This is a genomic window from Devosia insulae DS-56 (assembly GCF_000970465.2).
GTDB classification, from domain to species: domain Bacteria; phylum Pseudomonadota; class Alphaproteobacteria; order Rhizobiales; family Devosiaceae; genus Devosia_A; species Devosia_A insulae.
This window is the reverse complement of sequence record NZ_LAJE02000107.1, coordinates 21,726-36,967: the sequence shown is the minus strand read 5'-3', so window position 1 is coordinate 36,967 and position 15,242 is coordinate 21,726. Positions and strand designations below refer to the sequence as shown.

Here is a 15,242-nt window from a genome sequence, read left to right as displayed (position 1 = left end):
GGCACGGTACGTGGGGCTCCCCTTCCCACCAGCCTTTCGGCTGGTCCCCCCTTCCCCGCAAGCGGGAGGGTCGCCGACTGCGCGTATGGCGTCACTCCTCCGGCGGGATCACCGTCACGTCGGTAATGCCGATCGCCTGCAACTGCGGCAGGATCGACTGCGGGTCGCCGGAGATCACCACCAGAGCGCGGTCGAGCGAGGCCAGCGACTGCGCCGAGGCCTCTACTGCCGGCAACTGCAGCGCGACGATCTCGTCGAGCTTGTCGTTCATTTCCTCGGCCGTCATCCCGGCGCTGGCGGCGCTCATCACCAGTCCGAACAACCCGCTCGAGGTCTCGACCGTCCCGGCTGTACCGGATGCCGTGGCCATCACCGTGCGGTCGAGCTCGGTCTGCGCCACCGGGAGCGACGCCAGCCCCTCGAAGCCGGCGCGGATATCGGCGATCGCCGTCCCTACCTGGTCCGCCGCCACTGCCGAGGACACCGTCAGCATGCCGCCCGTCGGGATGTTGGTCCACACCGAGGCGCCGACGCCATAGGAATAGCCCTTCGCCTCGCGCATCACCTGGTTGAGCCGGCTGGTGAAATCGCCGCCCAAGAGCCGTGCCACGGCGATCGCCTCCAGCACCCCGGGATCGTTGAACGCCGGAGCAGGCCGCGACAGATTGATGATTGCCTGGCTGTTGCCGGCGCTCGGCGTCACATAGACCTTCAGCCCATCGGCGAACACCGCCGATGGGTGCGGCACCGGGGTGATGCCGGGGCTGGCATTGCTCCAGCCGCCAAAGGCCCGCTCCAGTTCCGCCTTGACGGTCGCAAGGCTCACCGAGCCGACGCTGTAGATTGTCATGGTCCTGGGCGTGAACAGTTTGAGGTGCGTCGCCTGGGCCTGCGCTACGGTCAGCGCCGCCACCCCCGACGGTGTAGGCTCCAGCGCCGCCCGGCCCGCGGGGATCGGGAACGCCAGTTCCTCCATCGCGTAATAGGCGAGCGCCCCAGGGTCCATCTTGCGATAGGCCAGCCCCTGCTGCACCTCGGCCCTGAGCGCATCCCATTCCGGCTGCTCGAAGCGCGGTCGCTGCACCGCATCAGCCATCAGGTCCACGCCGGCGGCGAAATGCTCGGGCGGCACACCGAGGACCACCGCCGACTGCTCCATTCCGGTCTGCCCCGAAATGTCGGCGCCGATATCCTTGGCCGCCTTGCTGAACGCTTCGAAGCCTCGCTCGCCCGCGCCTCGCGACATCATCATCGTGGTGAGCTCGATCAGACCTTCTTCGCCCGGCACATCGCTGCCGGCGCCACCGCTGACCGAGGCGGCAAGCAGCACCAGCGGCGAGCCGGCGGTTTCGTAGTGCACGACCCGGATGCCGTTCGACAGCGTCGCCGTCTCGAGTGGCGGCAACTCTGCCCGCCCGGGCTCGCCTGCCGTCAGCACCGGCACATCGACCACCGGCCGCGGCTCGACGTCGATCGGCGCCGCCGTGCCCGAGCTTGCCTGCAGCACGGCCGGATATTCGCTGCGCGCCGCGCCTGGCAGCATGGTCAGAACACTCAACGCCTCCGGCGCCAGGCGCTTGCGCACCGCCGCTTCGACGTCTGCAGCGGTCAGCGCCAGGAGCCGGGGATCGTCTCCCAGCCCGGGCGAAGCCTCACCATAGAGATCGTAGCGCGTCGCCAGCGACCGCGCCCGGTCCAGCATCGCTTCGCCGCTGAGCGCCCGGTCGAGCCGCAGCGTCTGCCGCGCCCGCTCGATCCCGGCGGCGTCCTGCGGCGCCGCGACAAACTCCGCCACGGCCTTGCGTAGCGCCGCCTCGAGCCGGTCAGGCGTCACGCCCGGCGCCGCCGTGGCCGAAATCATGAACCGCCCACCGAGCCGGCCCGGATCCCAGCCCGCCGTAGCGTTGATGGCGAGCCCCTTGTTCACCAGCTCCCGGCGCAGCACGCCATATTCGTAATCGCCGAGCAGATCACCCGCCACCATCAGAGCCGCGCTGTCCGAAGTGCCGATGGCCGGCCCGGCGGTCGCCAGCACCACGATGGGCGATGGCAGCCGGTCGGTCACCTCCATGCGCAACGCCACGGGTTTTGGGTCCAGCACCTCGGGCAATGCTACGTCGGCGCCGCGCGGTACGCGCCCAAAAGTATCGGCGATCAGCGCCTTCACCGTCTCGACGTCAAAATCTCCGGCCAGCGCCAGCACTGCATTGTTGGGCACATAGTAGCGATCGAAGAACGCCTTCACGTCTTCGAGCTTGGCCGCATCGAGGTCGGCGATCGAGCCGATCACCGCCTCGGCATAGGGGTGCGGGGCCGGGAACAGCGCCGAGCGCAGCGCCTGCAGGCCCGGCTGGCCGGCGCTGTCGAGCACCGTCTGCCGCATCTCGTTCTTGACCACGTCGCGCTGCAGGTCGAGTTCGCGCTGATCGACCTCGCCACCGAGATTGGCCATCCGGTCGGCCTCGACCGAGAGCAGCACCGGCAGCGCCGAAGCCAGCGCATCGACGACATAGATGGTGCGATCTTCCTCGGTGAAGGCGTTGTTCTGCGCGCCCAGCGCCGAATAGGTGTCGTCGAACTTGGGATACTTCGTCGTGCCTGAGAACATCAGGTGCTCGAACAGGTGCGCAAAGCCCGAGCGCCCCGCCGGCTCGTTCATCCCACCGACGCGATAGACCAGCGCCAGCCCGACCTTGGGCACCTTGCTGTCGGGCGACAGCAGCACTTCGAGCCCGTTATCGAGCCGGTATTGCACCACCGGGGGCAGGTCATCGCCCGCAGCAGCCGCACCGCCGCCAAGCACAAGCCAGGCAGCGACCAGAACCGATCCAATAACGCGCATGCAATATGACCCTGTTGAAATCCGACGTCATTCATCGCACTGGCTTTGACGGTCGTCCAACCGAAAGGGTGCAGCGCCGGTTAGGCTGCACTATATTGGCAGCACCATGGCCAACGACACCGACACCAAGCCGCGTACCCGCACCGCACCCAAGGTGGCGCGGCCGCCGCTGCACAAGGTCATCCTGCTCAATGATGACTTCACGCCGCGCGAGTTCGTGGTGCGCGTGCTGAAAGCGGAGTTCCGCATCACCGAGGACCAGGCGCACCGCATCATGATCACCGCCCACACCAAGGGCTCGTGCGTGGTCGCCGTCTTCACCCAGGAGATCGCCGAGAGCAAGGCGACGCGCGCCACGGAGATGGCGCGCAACGAGGGTTTTCCGCTGCTCTTCACCACCGAGCCTGAGGAATAGCGAGTAGCGAGTAGCGAGTAGCGAGTAGCGAGTAGCGAGTAGCGAGTAGCGAAAGGGGTTGCCAGGGCTCGTTGTCCCGGCAACCCCTTCTATTCGCTATTCGCTATTCGCTATTCGCTATTCGCTTTGCCTCAGTGCGCCTTCAGCACTGCCTCGAGCTGCTCGGTCACCATGCCCCAGCCTTCGTGAAAGCCCATCTGCACATGGGCGGCCTTGTCCTCGGCATTCCAGTGCTGGCAGCGCGCGATGTAACGGGTCTTGCCGCCGATATCCTCGAAGGTCAGCGTCACCGTCATGAACGGCTTCTCGCTTGCCTGCCAGTCGCCGGTATAGGCATCGGTGAACACCAGCTTCTTGTTCGGCACCACTTCGAGATACTGGCCCGGGTTGGGGTATTCAGTGCCGTTCTCGTCGGCCATCACCACCAGCGTGCTGCCGCCCGGCCGCACATCCGTCACCACTTTCGGCGTGGTCCACGGCCGTGGCGCGAACCACTTCTTCATCAGCACCGGGTCGGTCCAGCCGCGATAGACCTGCTCCACCGGGGCATCGATGATGCGAGCCAACACCAGCTGGTTGTCGTTGTCGGGGGCGATATCGAGCTTCGTGGTCATGTTCGTTTCCTCTGTTTGAACAGCCTGTTCGACTTCACGACGAAGCAGGCGAAGCGGAATCGACAAGCCCGACGAAAAAACTTCAGAAAAATGCAAAGGGGCCGGGGAGCGCTCGACGCCGGTTTCTGGAACCGCCGGGGAATACTTGGGGGCCCGTTCATCCCCGCTTCATCGCGTTTCTCGCAAAACTCCGCGAGCCCCTCCCGCAACCTTAGCCGCCGCGCTACCGTTGCTCCACCGAACGCCCGATTCCGGAGATGCTTAATGCTGCGCCTGCCGACGAGCCTCAAGGTCCTCGCCCTCTCATCCGTCCTCGCCCTGCCCGTCGCCCTGCCGGCTGTTGCCGGCCCCGCCGAGAATGCGCTCCTCGCCAAATACGAGGGCAGCTGGCGCGGTAGCGGCAAGGTCACCGGCCCAGATCCGGGCACTGTGGTCTGCCGCCTCACCTTCAAGGCAGCGAGTGCCGGCAAACTCACTTATTCCGGCCGCTGCTCGTTCGGCGGCTCGGGTGCAGCCAGCTTCCGCGGCAGCATGGTCTACAATGATGCGACCAAGCGCTTCGAGGCCTCGTCCTCGGCCCAGGGCGCCAACACCACCACCGTCGGCAAGCGGGCCGGCAGCACCATCGTCTTCGCCTCCGCCGGTATGAAGACCAGCTACGGCACCGCCTCCTCGGTGATGACGCTAAGCGGCAGCAGCATCAAGCTGGGCTTTACCCTGGTCGACAAGAAGGGCCAGACCACCGCCTCGGCCATCACCTTCAAGAAGAGCTGAGTGCTCCGGATGCGGCCGTCAGCGGCCGCATCTGCTCACGCCTCGACCCGCGGCGCATAGCGCAGCTTCGCCTTTTCCCGCAGCCGCGCGATCAGCACCTCGCGGTCGCGCTTGGGTGCGTCGGTTTCGAGTTCCTTGAGCAGCCGCTTCACCACCCGTTCGATGTCGGCCACGGCGTCGTTGAACGCCTCCTCGTTCGCCTTGGATGGGTGCGTGTAGCCCGAGATCTTCCGCACGAACTGCAGCGCCGCGTCATGCATCTCGTTCTTGCTGGCCGGCGGTTCGAAGTTGAACAGCGGCTTGATGTTGCGGCACATGGCATCTGTCTCCCAGTACGATCGTGAGCCGAAAGCTCGCACTTCAGGCGAGCTTCGACAAGGCTTGGCCCTCACCTGCTCACCTAGGTAGTCGATCCAATACCGGCAAGTTCGACACCCCGCGGGACCCCGCGTGCAACTGGTCCTCGGAACTTTCTGCGCTCCCGATGTCGATCCCAGCCCTCCTCTTTCGTCATGAAGTCGAACGGCCACGCTGTGCCGCAAGCCAAACCGAGGAGAACCGCAATGAGCCTGATGTCCGCCGCCCACGAGGACGCACCGCGTTCCAGCCTTGCCGCCGTCGCAATCCGCGCCCTGGCCTCGAGCTTTATCGCCTGGCGCCAACAGCGTAGCCGTCGGCTGGCCATGCTCAGCCTGATGGAGTTGGAGCCCTGGCGCCTTGATGATCTCGGCATCAGCATCGATGCGGTCAGGGACGCGCTCGACGCCCGACATTGAGCTAACATCGGCTCCGAGAATCATACTCGGACGCCCTGCCCTGGAAACCACCCTCTACCCGCCTGTGAAAAGCTTCCTCGAAGCCGCCGGCTACGCTGTGAAAGGCGAGGTCGGCGGCTGCGATCTCGTCGGGCTGCTCGAGGGCGAACCGCCGTTGGTGGTGATCTGCGAGCTGAAGCAGGCCTTCAACCTCGAGCTGGTGCTGCAGGCGGTCGACCGCCAGGCGCAAAGCGACGAGGTCTGGATCGCCGCGCGCACTTCTCTGACCGGCAAGGGCCGCGAGCGCGACCGCCGCTTCCGCGACCTCTGCCGGCGCCTCGGCCTCGGCATGCTCGGGGTCAGCACCGGCGACCATGTCGAGATCATCGTCAGCCCGATCGCGCCGATGCCGAAAAAGAACACCCGTAAGCGCAACCGGCTGGTGGAGGAGCAGCGCCTCCGCAACGGCGACCCCCCCTCCGGCGGCAGCACCCGGCAGCCGATCACGACCGCCTACCGGCAGCAGGCCCTTGCCTGCGCCGCGGCACTGCAGGCGGGCCCGCTGCGTCCCCGCGACCTCAAGACCGCTACCCCGCTCGCCGCACGGATCCTGCTCCACAATGTCTATGGCTGGTTCGACCGCATCGACCGTGGCGTCTATGGCCTCAGCACGGCCGGCGCCGAGGCGTTGAAGCGCTGGCCGGTCGACGCGTGACGCGTGGGCACGGCTGCCCCCGCGACAACTTGCACACGCTTCGTTCGCGCTGGGGGTTCCCTTCCCTCAGCGCTTCGGTTACAGGACGCGCCTAGCCCACAGAGTCTGCCGCCCAAGTCCGCGCCAACGCGCGTCTTTCCGCGCGCGCCAAACGCTGAGGCCCGAAAAGTCGCGAGACTTTTCGGACAAGCCAAAGCGCAACCGAGAGCCACAGATGCCAAAACGCACCGACATCAAATCGATCCTCATCATCGGTGCGGGTCCGATCATCATCGGCCAGGCCTGCGAGTTCGATTACTCCGGCACCCAGGCGTGCAAGGCGCTGAAGGACGAGGGCTACCGGATCATCCTGGTAAACTCCAATCCGGCGACGATCATGACCGATCCCGATCTCGCCGACGCCACTTACGTCGAGCCGATCACCCCCGAGATCGTCGCCAAGATCATCGAGAAGGAGCGCCCCGACGCGCTGCTCCCGACCATGGGCGGCCAGACGGCGCTCAACTGCGCGCTCAGCCTCAAGAAGATGGGCGTCCTCGACAAGTTCAACGTCGAGATGATCGGCGCCGATGCCGAGGCCATCGACAAGGCCGAGGACCGCGAGCTGTTCCGCGACGCCATGAAGAAGATCGGGCTCGAAACCCCGCGCTCCATGCTGGCCCACAACACCATCGAGGCGCTGCAGGCGCTCGAAGTGATTGGCCTGCCCTGCATCATCCGCCCGAGCTTTACCCTCGGCGGCACCGGCGGCGGCATCGCCTATAACAAGGAAGAATACCTCGCCATCGTCGAGACCGGCGTCGACGCCTCGCCCACCGATGAGGTGCTGATCGAGGAGAGCGTGCTCGGCTGGAAAGAGTACGAGATGGAGGTCGTTCGCGACAAGAACGACAACTGCATCATCATCTGCTCGATCGAGAACCTCGATCCGATGGGCGTCCATACCGGCGACTCCATCACCGTCGCACCGGCCCTGACGCTGACCGACAAAGAATACCAGATCATGCGCGACGCCTCGATCGCCGTGCTGCGCGAGATCGGCGTCGAGACCGGTGGCTCGAACGTGCAGTTCGCCATCAACCCGGCCGATGGCCGGATGATCGTCATCGAAATGAACCCGCGCGTGTCGCGTTCGTCCGCCCTCGCCTCGAAGGCGACCGGCTTCCCGATCGCCAAGGTCGCCGCCCGTCTCGCGGTCGGCTACACGCTCGATGAGCTCGAGAACGACATCACCGGCGGCGCCACCCCGGCTTCGTTCGAACCGACCATCGACTACGTCGTCACCAAGATCCCGCGCTTCGCCTTCGAAAAATTCCCCGGTGCCGACAACCGCCTGACCACCTCGATGAAGTCGGTCGGCGAAGCCATGGCGATCGGCCGCACCTTCCAGGAATCGCTGCAGAAGGCGCTGCGCTCGCTCGAAACCGGGCTCACCGGCTTCAACGAGATCGGCATCCCCGGCTTCGTCGCCGGCGCACCGGAAGACGACAACGAGAATGCGGTGTTCGCCGCCATCTCCACCCCGACCCCGCAGCGCCTGCTGCACGTCGCCGAAGCCATGCGGCTCGGCTACAGCCTCGACGACATCCATGATGCATCGAAGATCGACCCGTGGTTCCTCGAAGAGATCCACGGCCTGATCGAAACCGAGAAGAAGGTCCGCGAGCTCGGCCTGCCCGACACGGCCGGCGCGCTGCGCAGCCTCAAGGCGATGGGCTTTTCCGATCGCCGCCTCGCCGACCTCGCCGGCAAGCAGGCCAAGGATGTGCGGGCCCTGCGCAAATCGCTGGGCGTGCGTCCGGTCTATAAGCGCATCGACACCTCGGCGGCCGAGTTCGCCTCGCCCACCGCCTACATGTATTCGACCTACGAGGCGCCGTTCAACGGCCAACCCGACGACGAGGCGCGTCCCTCCGACCGTAAGAAAGTGGTGATCCTCGGCGGCGGTCCGAACCGCATCGGCCAGGGCATCGAGTTCGATTATTGCTGCTGCCATGCGGCCTTCGCGCTGGCCGATGCCGGCTACGAGACCATCATGGTCAACTGCAACCCGGAAACCGTTTCGACCGACTACGACACCTCGGATCGGCTGTATTTCGAGCCGCTCACCGAGGAAGACGTTATCGAGATCCTCGAGACCGAAAAGCAGAACGGCACGCTGCACGGCGTCATCGTGCAGTTCGGCGGCCAGACCCCGCTGAACCTCGCCGACGCGGTCGAAAAGGCCGGCGTGCCGATCCTCGGTACCCAGCCCTCGTCGATCGATCTGGCGGAAGACCGTGACCTGTTCTCGAAGCTGATCAGCCGCCTCGACCTCAGCCAGCCCAAGAACGGCATCGCCTACTCGCTCGAACAGGCCCGCCTGGTCGCCGAGCGCCTGGGCTACCCGCTGGTGATCCGCCCCTCTTACGTGCTGGGCGGCCGCGCCATGGCCATCGTTCACTCGCCCAACGAGTTCGAGCGCTATGTGCAGGATACCCTGACCGGCCTCGTGCCGCCCGATATCCTGATCCGCTACCCCAACGACAAGACCGGCCAGATCAACTCGGTGCTTTCCGACAACCCGCTGCTGTTCGACGGTTATCTGAGCCGCGCCATCGAGATCGACGTCGATTGCCTCAGTGACGGCAAGGACGTGTTCGTCTGCGGCATCATGGAGCACATCGAGGAAGCCGGCATTCACTCAGGCGACTCGGCCTGCTCGCTGCCGCCGCAGCACCTCTCCGACGAGGTGATCACCGAGCTGAAGCGCCAGACCCGCGAACTGGCGCTGGCCCTCAAGGTCGGCGGCCTGATGAACGTTCAGTACGCACTCAAGGACGGCACCATCTACATCCTCGAAGTGAACCCGCGCGCCTCGCGTACGGTGCCCTTCGTCGCCAAGGTGATCGGTGAGCCGATCGCCAAGATCGCCTCGCGCGTCATGGCCGGCGAGAGCCTCGCGAGCTTCAACCTGGTTGAGAAGAAACTGAACCACGTAGCAGTGAAGGAAGCGGTTTTCCCGTTCAACCGCTTCCCCGGTGTCGACACCGTGCTTGGCCCGGAGATGAAGTCGACCGGCGAAGTCATCGGGCTCGACACCAACTACCCGATCGCCTTCGCCAAGTCGCAGCTCGGTGCCGGCTCCAAAGTGCCGCGCGAGGGCACGGTGTTCGTCTCGGTCCGCGACGACGACAAGCCGCTGATCCTCGAGTTCTGCCGCCATCTCGAGCATGCCGGCTTCAAGCTCGTCGCTACTTCCGGCACCCACAAGTACCTGGTCGAGAACGGCATCGCCGCAACCAAGGTCAACAAGGTGCTGGAAGGCCGCCCGCATATCGTCGACTCGATGAAGAACGGCGGCGTGCAGCTGGTGATCAACACCACCGATGGCGCCAAGTCGATCTCGGACAGCCGCGACATCCGCCGCACCGCGCTGATGGGCAAGATCCCCTACTACACCACCATCCCGGGCGCCGTGGCGGCTGTCGAAGGCATCATCGCCTACCGCGAAGGCAACCTGCAGGTTCGCCCACTGCAGAGCTACTTCGCCGCCTGATCAGGCGGCAGCGCGCACGCTCAGCTGCACGCCGGTTGCCCGTTGCAACGCGCCGAGGATCGCAAACAGATTCTCGGCGCGCGGATTGCCGGTGGTACCTACCATTCGCATCAGACTCTTCACCGGTATCCCGGTGATCTCCGCCAGAGCCGCAAATCCCACTGTGGCGTTGATGTAGTCACGCAGCACTGCCCGTCCGGTCGCGACGTCGCCGGCAAGGAACAAGTCGACCACTTCGCTCAGCAGTGCCGCGCGGAACGCCGGGTCGGCATCAGCCCTGGTCTTGATGCTATCCTTGAAGTCGCGTGTCAGCGGCATGCTAGCCTCCGGTCTTTCTGGTTTTGTAGTCGCTCCACCGTTGCAACGCCTCGGCGATGTCCCGGTGCTGGCGCTGCTTGGTCCCGCCGCCGATCAGGATGATCAATCTGTCCCCGTCGCGACCGAAATAGATCCTGTAGCCCGGGCCGAAGTTGATCTTCTGCTCAAGCACGCCACCGCCGACGCCTTTGACATTGGAAACGTTGCCTTGCGCCAAGCGGCTGATCGCGACAGTAACTTTGGCGGCAGCAACCGCATCCAAATCCTCGAACCACGCGCCGAACGGGCTCCGTCCATCGGCCAATGTATACTCGACGATTTCCATCCCATTATGGTGTCATATGTGGTACCAATGTGGCAATGGGGACGTGGGGGGCGCGTTAGCCACGCTGCTATCCCCGGGCCTGATCCCCGCTCACTCGCCGGGGTGAACCTGGCAGTGGATCGGCGAATAGAATGGGGGCGCCAGGATCGTCCCCATTCCGGTCTTCGGGTCGAACGCCAGCACCGCATCATTGGGCGCGCCGCCATCGCCTATTTCTGACTTGAGGCCGACGCCGGTGACGATCTCGTAGGCGCCCGAGACCTGGCGCGTCCCGGTCCCGCTCCAGCACAGCGCCTCGCCGCACACCGTGAAGCGATCGTAGCCGTCGATCGCCACCGTCAGGATCGCCTCATCCAGCACCTCGCAGGCCGCGTCGGCGCAGGCGACGCGCACCAATTCGGCATTGGAGCAGGTGTAAGACGTCGCGGCGAGCGCGGGCGTGCCAGCCAGGACGAGCGCGCCAACTACGGCAACCATCATCCGCCACAACTGGCGATGCCCAGCAGCATGGGTCGGCACTGGGATAACTCCGTGTTCCTTGCATCGGTCGACCGCCGGCGGCACGACCGCCTTCATCCTGAGCATTCGTCCGACAACCTTAGCAAATCTGCAGCCGTCTTCGGCTAGATCTCCTCCCATGCAGTGGTGGATCAATCTCTTCGGCCCGTTCACGGCGGGGCTCGCTGGCGCAGCGGCCGTCGGCCTGCTGGTGCGCGCCCTGTTTCGGCCACCGCCCGAGCGCCAGGGCTGGCGCCGGATCGCACCAAGCGGCATGCACTGGTCCGGCATCGTGTTGGCGCCGGGCTTGTTTGTCTGATGCTCTATGTTCGCCTCTTCGTCGGTTCGGCGCGCGCCGACGCGGAAGCCCAGATGCAGATGCTGACCTGGCTGATCCTAGCCTTCGCGCTGTGCATGCTGACTGCTGCGGCGACAATTCGCTCCATCGTGCGCACCGATGTGCGCTGGCGCGGCACCAGTCTCGACTACGCCGGAGCCAACGGCAGCCGGATCTCCAAGGACCTCGCGCAGGTGGTGGGCATGCAGCGGCGCTGGACCGGCAACATCCTGATCGGCTTTGCCGATGGCGATGTGCTCAAGCTCGACGGTTACGCCTCCGGCGCCAGCGAACTATGCGCCCACATCATCGAGATCGACGAACGGCTGGCCGCCGAGATGCCTTTGTGAGGTGCACAAGGCCGGCTGTTTGACACCGCTTCGTCCATCACCTAAACGCGGGCCATCATGAAGCTGGCAGACCGAACCACCTCCATCGCGTCGCGCGCCTGATCGGCGTGGCGATGCTGCTGCCCCCGGCGCGTCGCGCCGGGTGAGTGCGGCTGCTCATTCTCAACAACCACATGGCTTGCAGCGTCCGCTCGTGCGGCGCCGGCCATCTATCGAGACAGCATCATGACCAACACTTTCGAAAGCCCGTTCAAGGGCATCCGGCTCGACGAGCAGGTGACCAACCCCAATATCCGGGTTGGTCGTTTCAGCTACTATTCCGGCTACTACCACGGCCACAGCTTCGACGATTGTGCCCGCTACCTGATGCCGGACCGCTCCGATGTCGATCGCCTGATCATCGGCAGCTTCTGCTCCATCGGCTCGGGCGCGGCCTTCATCATGGCGGGCAACCAGGGCCACCGCAACGACTGGATCAGCACCTTCCCGTTCCATTACATGCCGGAGATCGCAGCCTTCGCCGGCGCCGCCGACGGCTTCGCGCCGGCCGGTGACACCGTCATCGGCAACGATGTGTGGATCGGCTCGGAGGCGATCATCATGCCCGGCATCACCGTCGGCCACGGCGCGCTGATCGGCACCCGGGCGCTGGTGACCAAGGACGTCGAGCCCTACACCATCGTCGGCGGCAATCCGGCCAAGCCCATCCGCAAACGTTTCGCCGACGCGGAGATCGCCATGCTGCTGGAAATGCACTGGTGGAATTGGACCGACGAGCAACTTGCCGGGGCGATGCCGCTGTTCACCTCGAACCGCATCGCGGATCTTCATGTATATTGGCAGTCTAAAATACTGACAAGATGAACATAGGTCCTCTGGACCCTGCGACTGCTCTCTTCCAATACTGAAAAACCATTGGGAGCGAGCGGCATGGACCAGAAAACCTTGATTGCGCGGGTCGTCGACAGTTTTGGCGGCGATCCGCGCATTACGGCGCTGTTCCTCTCCGGCAGCTTCGGCACGGGTACCGCCGACGCGTTCAGCGATGTCGACCTGCTCGCCATCGCCGACCCCGCCGAACACGAAGGGCTCGCTACCGATTGGCGCAAGGCGCTCGGGGCCATTGCCCCCATCGTTCACTACAACCGTCTGCCGCACGCCCTGGTGCTCAACGCCATCACCGACGACTGGCTGCGTATCGACCTCCACATCGCCAACCCCGATCATCTGGCCCACACCGCCCAGGACAGCCTGAAACCACTGGTCGATCGCGGCAACCTTTACGCCACGCTCCGCCGCGAAACGCCCGAGCCGGCCCGCAATCCCGGACGGCTTGGCTGGATGGTCGGCGAGTTCATCCGCATCCTCGGCCTGACGCCGGTGGCCATCGGGCGAGGCGAGGTCGAACTGATGACTGTCGGCAACACCTTCCTCCGCCGCTTCCTCACCGACCTCCTGACCATCGAGATCAACCCAAGGATTCCGGGCGGCATGCTGCACCTGAGTCGCGTGCTCGATGCCGAGCGCATGGTAGTGCTTGCCTCGGTGCCGCTGCCCCAGCTCAACGCCGACTCGGCCATCGCCTCCAACCTCGCCCTGGCCCGCGTTTTCATGCCGCGCGCCAAGGCGCTCTGTGCCTCGCTCGGGGTCGAATGGCCCACCGCCTTCGAGGCCGCCACGCGGCGCAACCTGCAGCGCGCGCTACCGGGGCAGAGCATCGAGTGGTAACGGGGCGATTTGCCGTGGTCGCGCCTACCTCTCCCCCAACGGTAAGGTGCGGCCGACCACTGTCTCCGCGGCTTGACCTCGTCGTTTCCTCCGCTATGTTCCGCGCATCATGATGATGATCCGCAATTTCGCATCGGTGTTTCTCCTCGCCTGAGGAGCCGTAAGGCAACGCCACTGCCCCTTGGGGCCCTGCTCGCCGTCGCTGGCTTTGCCTGTCGACATGGCGCGAGCTCATGCGAATTCGGAAACACCAAATGCCTGTGAACACTCCCGCGCTCAGCGCAGCGCAACTCGACGCCTTCATCACCGACGGCTTCGTCCGCATCGACAATGCCTTCTCGGCCGATCTCGCGGCTGAAGGTCGCGCCATCCTCTGGGCCGATACCGGGTGCGACCCCGACGATCCCAAAACCTGGACCAAGCCGGTCATCCGCCTCGGCAACTACAGCCAGGCGCCATTCGTCGCGGCAGCCAATACCCCGGTGCTGCGCGCCGCCTTCGATCAACTGGTCGGTGCCGGCCGCTGGCTGCCGCAGGGCAATCTCGGTACCTTCCCGGTCCGCTTCCCTTCGCCCGAAGATCCGGGCGATGCCGGCTGGCACATCGATGTCAGCTTCGGCTGGGAGGAGAACCCGAGCGACTTCCTGAGCTGGCGCGCCAATGTCAGCTCACGCGGCCGCGCGCTGCTCATGCTGTTCCTGTTCTCGGAAGTTGGCGAACAGGATGCGCCGACCCGCATCCGCGTCGGCTCGCATCTCGATATCGCGCGGCAACTGGCGCCGGCGGGCGAAGCCGGGCTGACATTGCGCGAGCTCGCGGCCGACAATTTTGCCGCCTCGGCGCATCGGCCGGAGGTTCTCGCCACCGGCAGCCCCGGCACGGTCTATCTCTGCCATCCGTTCCTGGTGCATGCCGCCCAGCCACACCATGGCACCGAGCCGCGCTTCATGGCCCAGCCGCCATTGCTGCCGCGGGAGCCGCTGCGTCTCGACCGCGCCGATAGCGACACCTCTCCAGTGGAGTTGGCCATCCGCCGGGCGCTCGCCTGAACCCAATCGGGGCCGGTTACTTGCCGGTCCCGATCACAGCCGTTCGGCGAGGACGATCGTCCCCTCGACCGGCAGGCCGCGATCCATGCGGATCGTCGTCGCTTCCACCATGACGACCCGCAACCCCGCCGCCCGGCAGATCGCCAGCGTCGGCTCGGTCGCATGCTGGAACCGCAATGTCGTCCCCAGCCGCACCGCATCGCCACCCGTATGCGTCTCGAGCGAAAACGCCACCATCCCGCCCGGCCGCAGCGCGCTGCCGGCGGCCGTCAGCGCCCCCTCCAGCGCGCCGACATAGTTGAACACGTCGGCGGCGACGATCAGGTCGACCGACCCCGGCTCACCGAGCAGGTAGCTCACCAGGTCCGCCTTCTCGAGTCGGTCGTAGACCCCCTTGCGCCGCGCCTCCACCAGCATGTTCGCTGACAGATCCACGCCCTCCAGCCGATCGGCCAGAGGCCGCAGCCGCGCGCCCATCAACCCGGTACCGCAGCCGAGGTCCAGCGCCCGCTCGAACCGCGCCGCGCCGCGCGCCGTGAGCGCATTGCGGATCACCACTTCGAGCATTTCCGGCGTCCGGTAACCCAGCCGCGCGACCAGCGAGTCTTCGAAGCGCGGCGCATAGTCGTCGAACAGTGCCTCGACATAGGCCGGGGCCGCCGCTGTCGAGCCACCTGCGCCATGCGCGGCGAGCTTCAGCGCCGCGCCGAACAGCCCCCTGGCGTCGAGCTGCAGCAGTTGCGTCCACGCCGCCACGGCGCCCGCGATATCGCCCGCCGCCTCGCGGTAGCCGCCGAGCAGGTTCCAGCCGGCCACCCATTGCGGCACCATTTCCAGCGCCTGTGCCATCAGGTCGGCAGCTTCCGCAAAAGCGCGCTCGGCGGCGAGCGCCGCGGCGTAGGACGCACGACGATCGGCGACGAGGTCGCCGGACGAATACTGTATTTCGCGCAAGTTGCTTGGCACCGGGCTGGAACCGCACGC

The 15,242-nt window shown here is 65.7% G+C and carries 17 protein-coding genes; 10 read left to right on the top strand and 7 right to left on the bottom strand.

Translation table 11 applies throughout. From position 1 onward, the window contains the following. Nucleotides 1–91: 91 nt before the first annotated feature. Nucleotides 92–2,842 carry a M16 family metallopeptidase gene (locus tag VW23_RS07095; protein ID WP_069908882.1) on the bottom strand — a complete coding sequence of 917 codons (2,751 nt, stop codon included), beginning with the start codon at nucleotides 2,840–2,842 and terminating at the stop codon, nucleotides 92–94. Nucleotides 2,843–2,948: 106 nt separating this feature from the next. Between VW23_RS07095 and clpS the strand changes: the two genes are divergently transcribed. Next, entirely contained in the window at nucleotides 2,949–3,257 is a 309-nt protein-coding gene (gene clpS / locus VW23_RS07090) for an ATP-dependent Clp protease adapter ClpS (protein ID WP_069908881.1), read from the top strand. A 131-nt stretch (nucleotides 3,258–3,388) separates the two neighbouring features. Here the strand turns inward: clpS and VW23_RS07085 are convergent, their stop codons facing one another. Further along, the gene (locus VW23_RS07085; RefSeq protein ID WP_069908880.1) at nucleotides 3,389–3,871 is read right to left on the bottom strand and encodes an SRPBCC family protein; all 483 of its coding nucleotides are present in this window, start codon (nucleotides 3,869–3,871) and stop codon (nucleotides 3,389–3,391) included. Nucleotides 3,872–4,135: 264 nt separating this feature from the next. On the opposite strand from VW23_RS07085, the gene VW23_RS07080 reads away from it, so the two are divergent. Next, nucleotides 4,136–4,645 carry a hypothetical protein gene (locus VW23_RS07080; RefSeq protein ID WP_069908879.1) on the top strand — a complete coding sequence of 170 codons (510 nt, stop codon included), beginning with the start codon at nucleotides 4,136–4,138 and terminating at the stop codon, nucleotides 4,643–4,645. 35 nt (nucleotides 4,646–4,680) lie between these two features. On the opposite strand, the gene VW23_RS07075 is transcribed toward VW23_RS07080, so the two are convergent. Then, the gene (locus VW23_RS07075; RefSeq protein WP_069908878.1) at nucleotides 4,681–4,962 is read right to left on the bottom strand and encodes a DUF2277 domain-containing protein; all 282 of its coding nucleotides are present in this window, start codon (nucleotides 4,960–4,962) and stop codon (nucleotides 4,681–4,683) included. 246 nt (nucleotides 4,963–5,208) lie between these two features. Here VW23_RS07075 and VW23_RS07070 point away from each other — a divergent pair, with 246 nt between their 5' ends. The 3 genes from VW23_RS07070 to carB all read left to right on the top strand — a co-directional run bounded on the left by VW23_RS07070 (nucleotide 5,209) and on the right by carB (nucleotide 9,653). Continuing rightward, nucleotides 5,209–5,421 (top strand): hypothetical protein, encoded by a 213-nt coding sequence (locus tag VW23_RS07070; RefSeq protein WP_069908877.1) that lies wholly within the window; start codon nucleotides 5,209–5,211, stop codon nucleotides 5,419–5,421. A 40-nt stretch (nucleotides 5,422–5,461) separates the two neighbouring features. After that, nucleotides 5,462–6,115 carry a DUF2161 domain-containing phosphodiesterase gene (locus VW23_RS07065; RefSeq protein ID WP_069908884.1) on the top strand — a complete coding sequence of 218 codons (654 nt, stop codon included), beginning with the start codon at nucleotides 5,462–5,464 and terminating at the stop codon, nucleotides 6,113–6,115. Between the two features lie 214 nt (nucleotides 6,116–6,329). Continuing rightward, a complete protein-coding gene (gene carB, locus VW23_RS07060; RefSeq protein ID WP_069908876.1) occupies nucleotides 6,330–9,653 on the top strand; it encodes a carbamoyl-phosphate synthase large subunit in 3,324 nt (1,107 codons plus the stop codon). Here the strand turns inward: carB and VW23_RS07055 are convergent, their stop codons facing one another. From VW23_RS07055 to VW23_RS07045, 3 genes are all read right to left on the bottom strand, one after another. Next, on the bottom strand, nucleotides 9,654–9,971 hold the full coding sequence (locus VW23_RS07055; protein ID WP_069908875.1) for a helix-turn-helix domain-containing transcriptional regulator: 318 nt from the start codon (nucleotides 9,969–9,971) through the stop codon (nucleotides 9,654–9,656). A 1-nt stretch (nucleotide 9,972) separates the two neighbouring features. Next, nucleotides 9,973–10,296, bottom strand: a complete 324-nt coding sequence (locus VW23_RS07050) for a type II toxin-antitoxin system RelE/ParE family toxin (protein ID WP_069908874.1) — start codon at nucleotides 10,294–10,296, stop codon at nucleotides 9,973–9,975. 90 nt (nucleotides 10,297–10,386) lie between these two features. Beyond that, nucleotides 10,387–10,815: a hypothetical protein gene (locus tag VW23_RS07045; RefSeq protein WP_141728250.1), complete on the bottom strand. Its 429-nt coding sequence runs from the start codon at nucleotides 10,813–10,815 to the stop codon at nucleotides 10,387–10,389. 118 nt (nucleotides 10,816–10,933) lie between these two features. Here VW23_RS07045 and VW23_RS07040 point away from each other — a divergent pair, with 118 nt between their 5' ends. The 5 genes from VW23_RS07040 to VW23_RS07020 all read left to right on the top strand — a co-directional run bounded on the left by VW23_RS07040 (nucleotide 10,934) and on the right by VW23_RS07020 (nucleotide 14,258). Next, nucleotides 10,934–11,113, top strand: coding sequence for a hypothetical protein (locus VW23_RS07040; protein WP_069908872.1), 180 nt, complete (start codon nucleotides 10,934–10,936; stop codon nucleotides 11,111–11,113). Beyond that, entirely contained in the window at nucleotides 11,113–11,481 is a 369-nt protein-coding gene (locus tag VW23_RS07035) for a hypothetical protein (RefSeq protein WP_069908871.1), read from the top strand. The genes VW23_RS07040 and VW23_RS07035 overlap by 1 nt, the downstream gene beginning before the upstream one ends. Nucleotides 11,482–11,706: 225 nt before the next feature. Continuing rightward, nucleotides 11,707–12,345 (top strand): type B chloramphenicol O-acetyltransferase, encoded by a 639-nt coding sequence (gene catB / locus VW23_RS07030; RefSeq protein WP_069908870.1) that lies wholly within the window; start codon nucleotides 11,707–11,709, stop codon nucleotides 12,343–12,345. Between the two features lie 66 nt (nucleotides 12,346–12,411). Further along, the gene (locus VW23_RS07025) at nucleotides 12,412–13,209 is read left to right on the top strand and encodes a nucleotidyltransferase domain-containing protein (RefSeq protein WP_069908869.1); all 798 of its coding nucleotides are present in this window, start codon (nucleotides 12,412–12,414) and stop codon (nucleotides 13,207–13,209) included. Nucleotides 13,210–13,463: 254 nt separating this feature from the next. Then, complete coding sequence (locus tag VW23_RS07020) at nucleotides 13,464–14,258, top strand: phytanoyl-CoA dioxygenase family protein (protein ID WP_069908868.1); 795 nt, start codon at nucleotides 13,464–13,466, stop codon at nucleotides 14,256–14,258. Nucleotides 14,259–14,291: 33 nt separating this feature from the next. On the opposite strand, the gene VW23_RS07015 is transcribed toward VW23_RS07020, so the two are convergent. After that, the gene (locus tag VW23_RS07015) at nucleotides 14,292–15,212 is read right to left on the bottom strand and encodes a class I SAM-dependent DNA methyltransferase (RefSeq protein ID WP_069908867.1); all 921 of its coding nucleotides are present in this window, start codon (nucleotides 15,210–15,212) and stop codon (nucleotides 14,292–14,294) included. Between the last annotated feature and the right edge of the window lie 30 nt (nucleotides 15,213–15,242).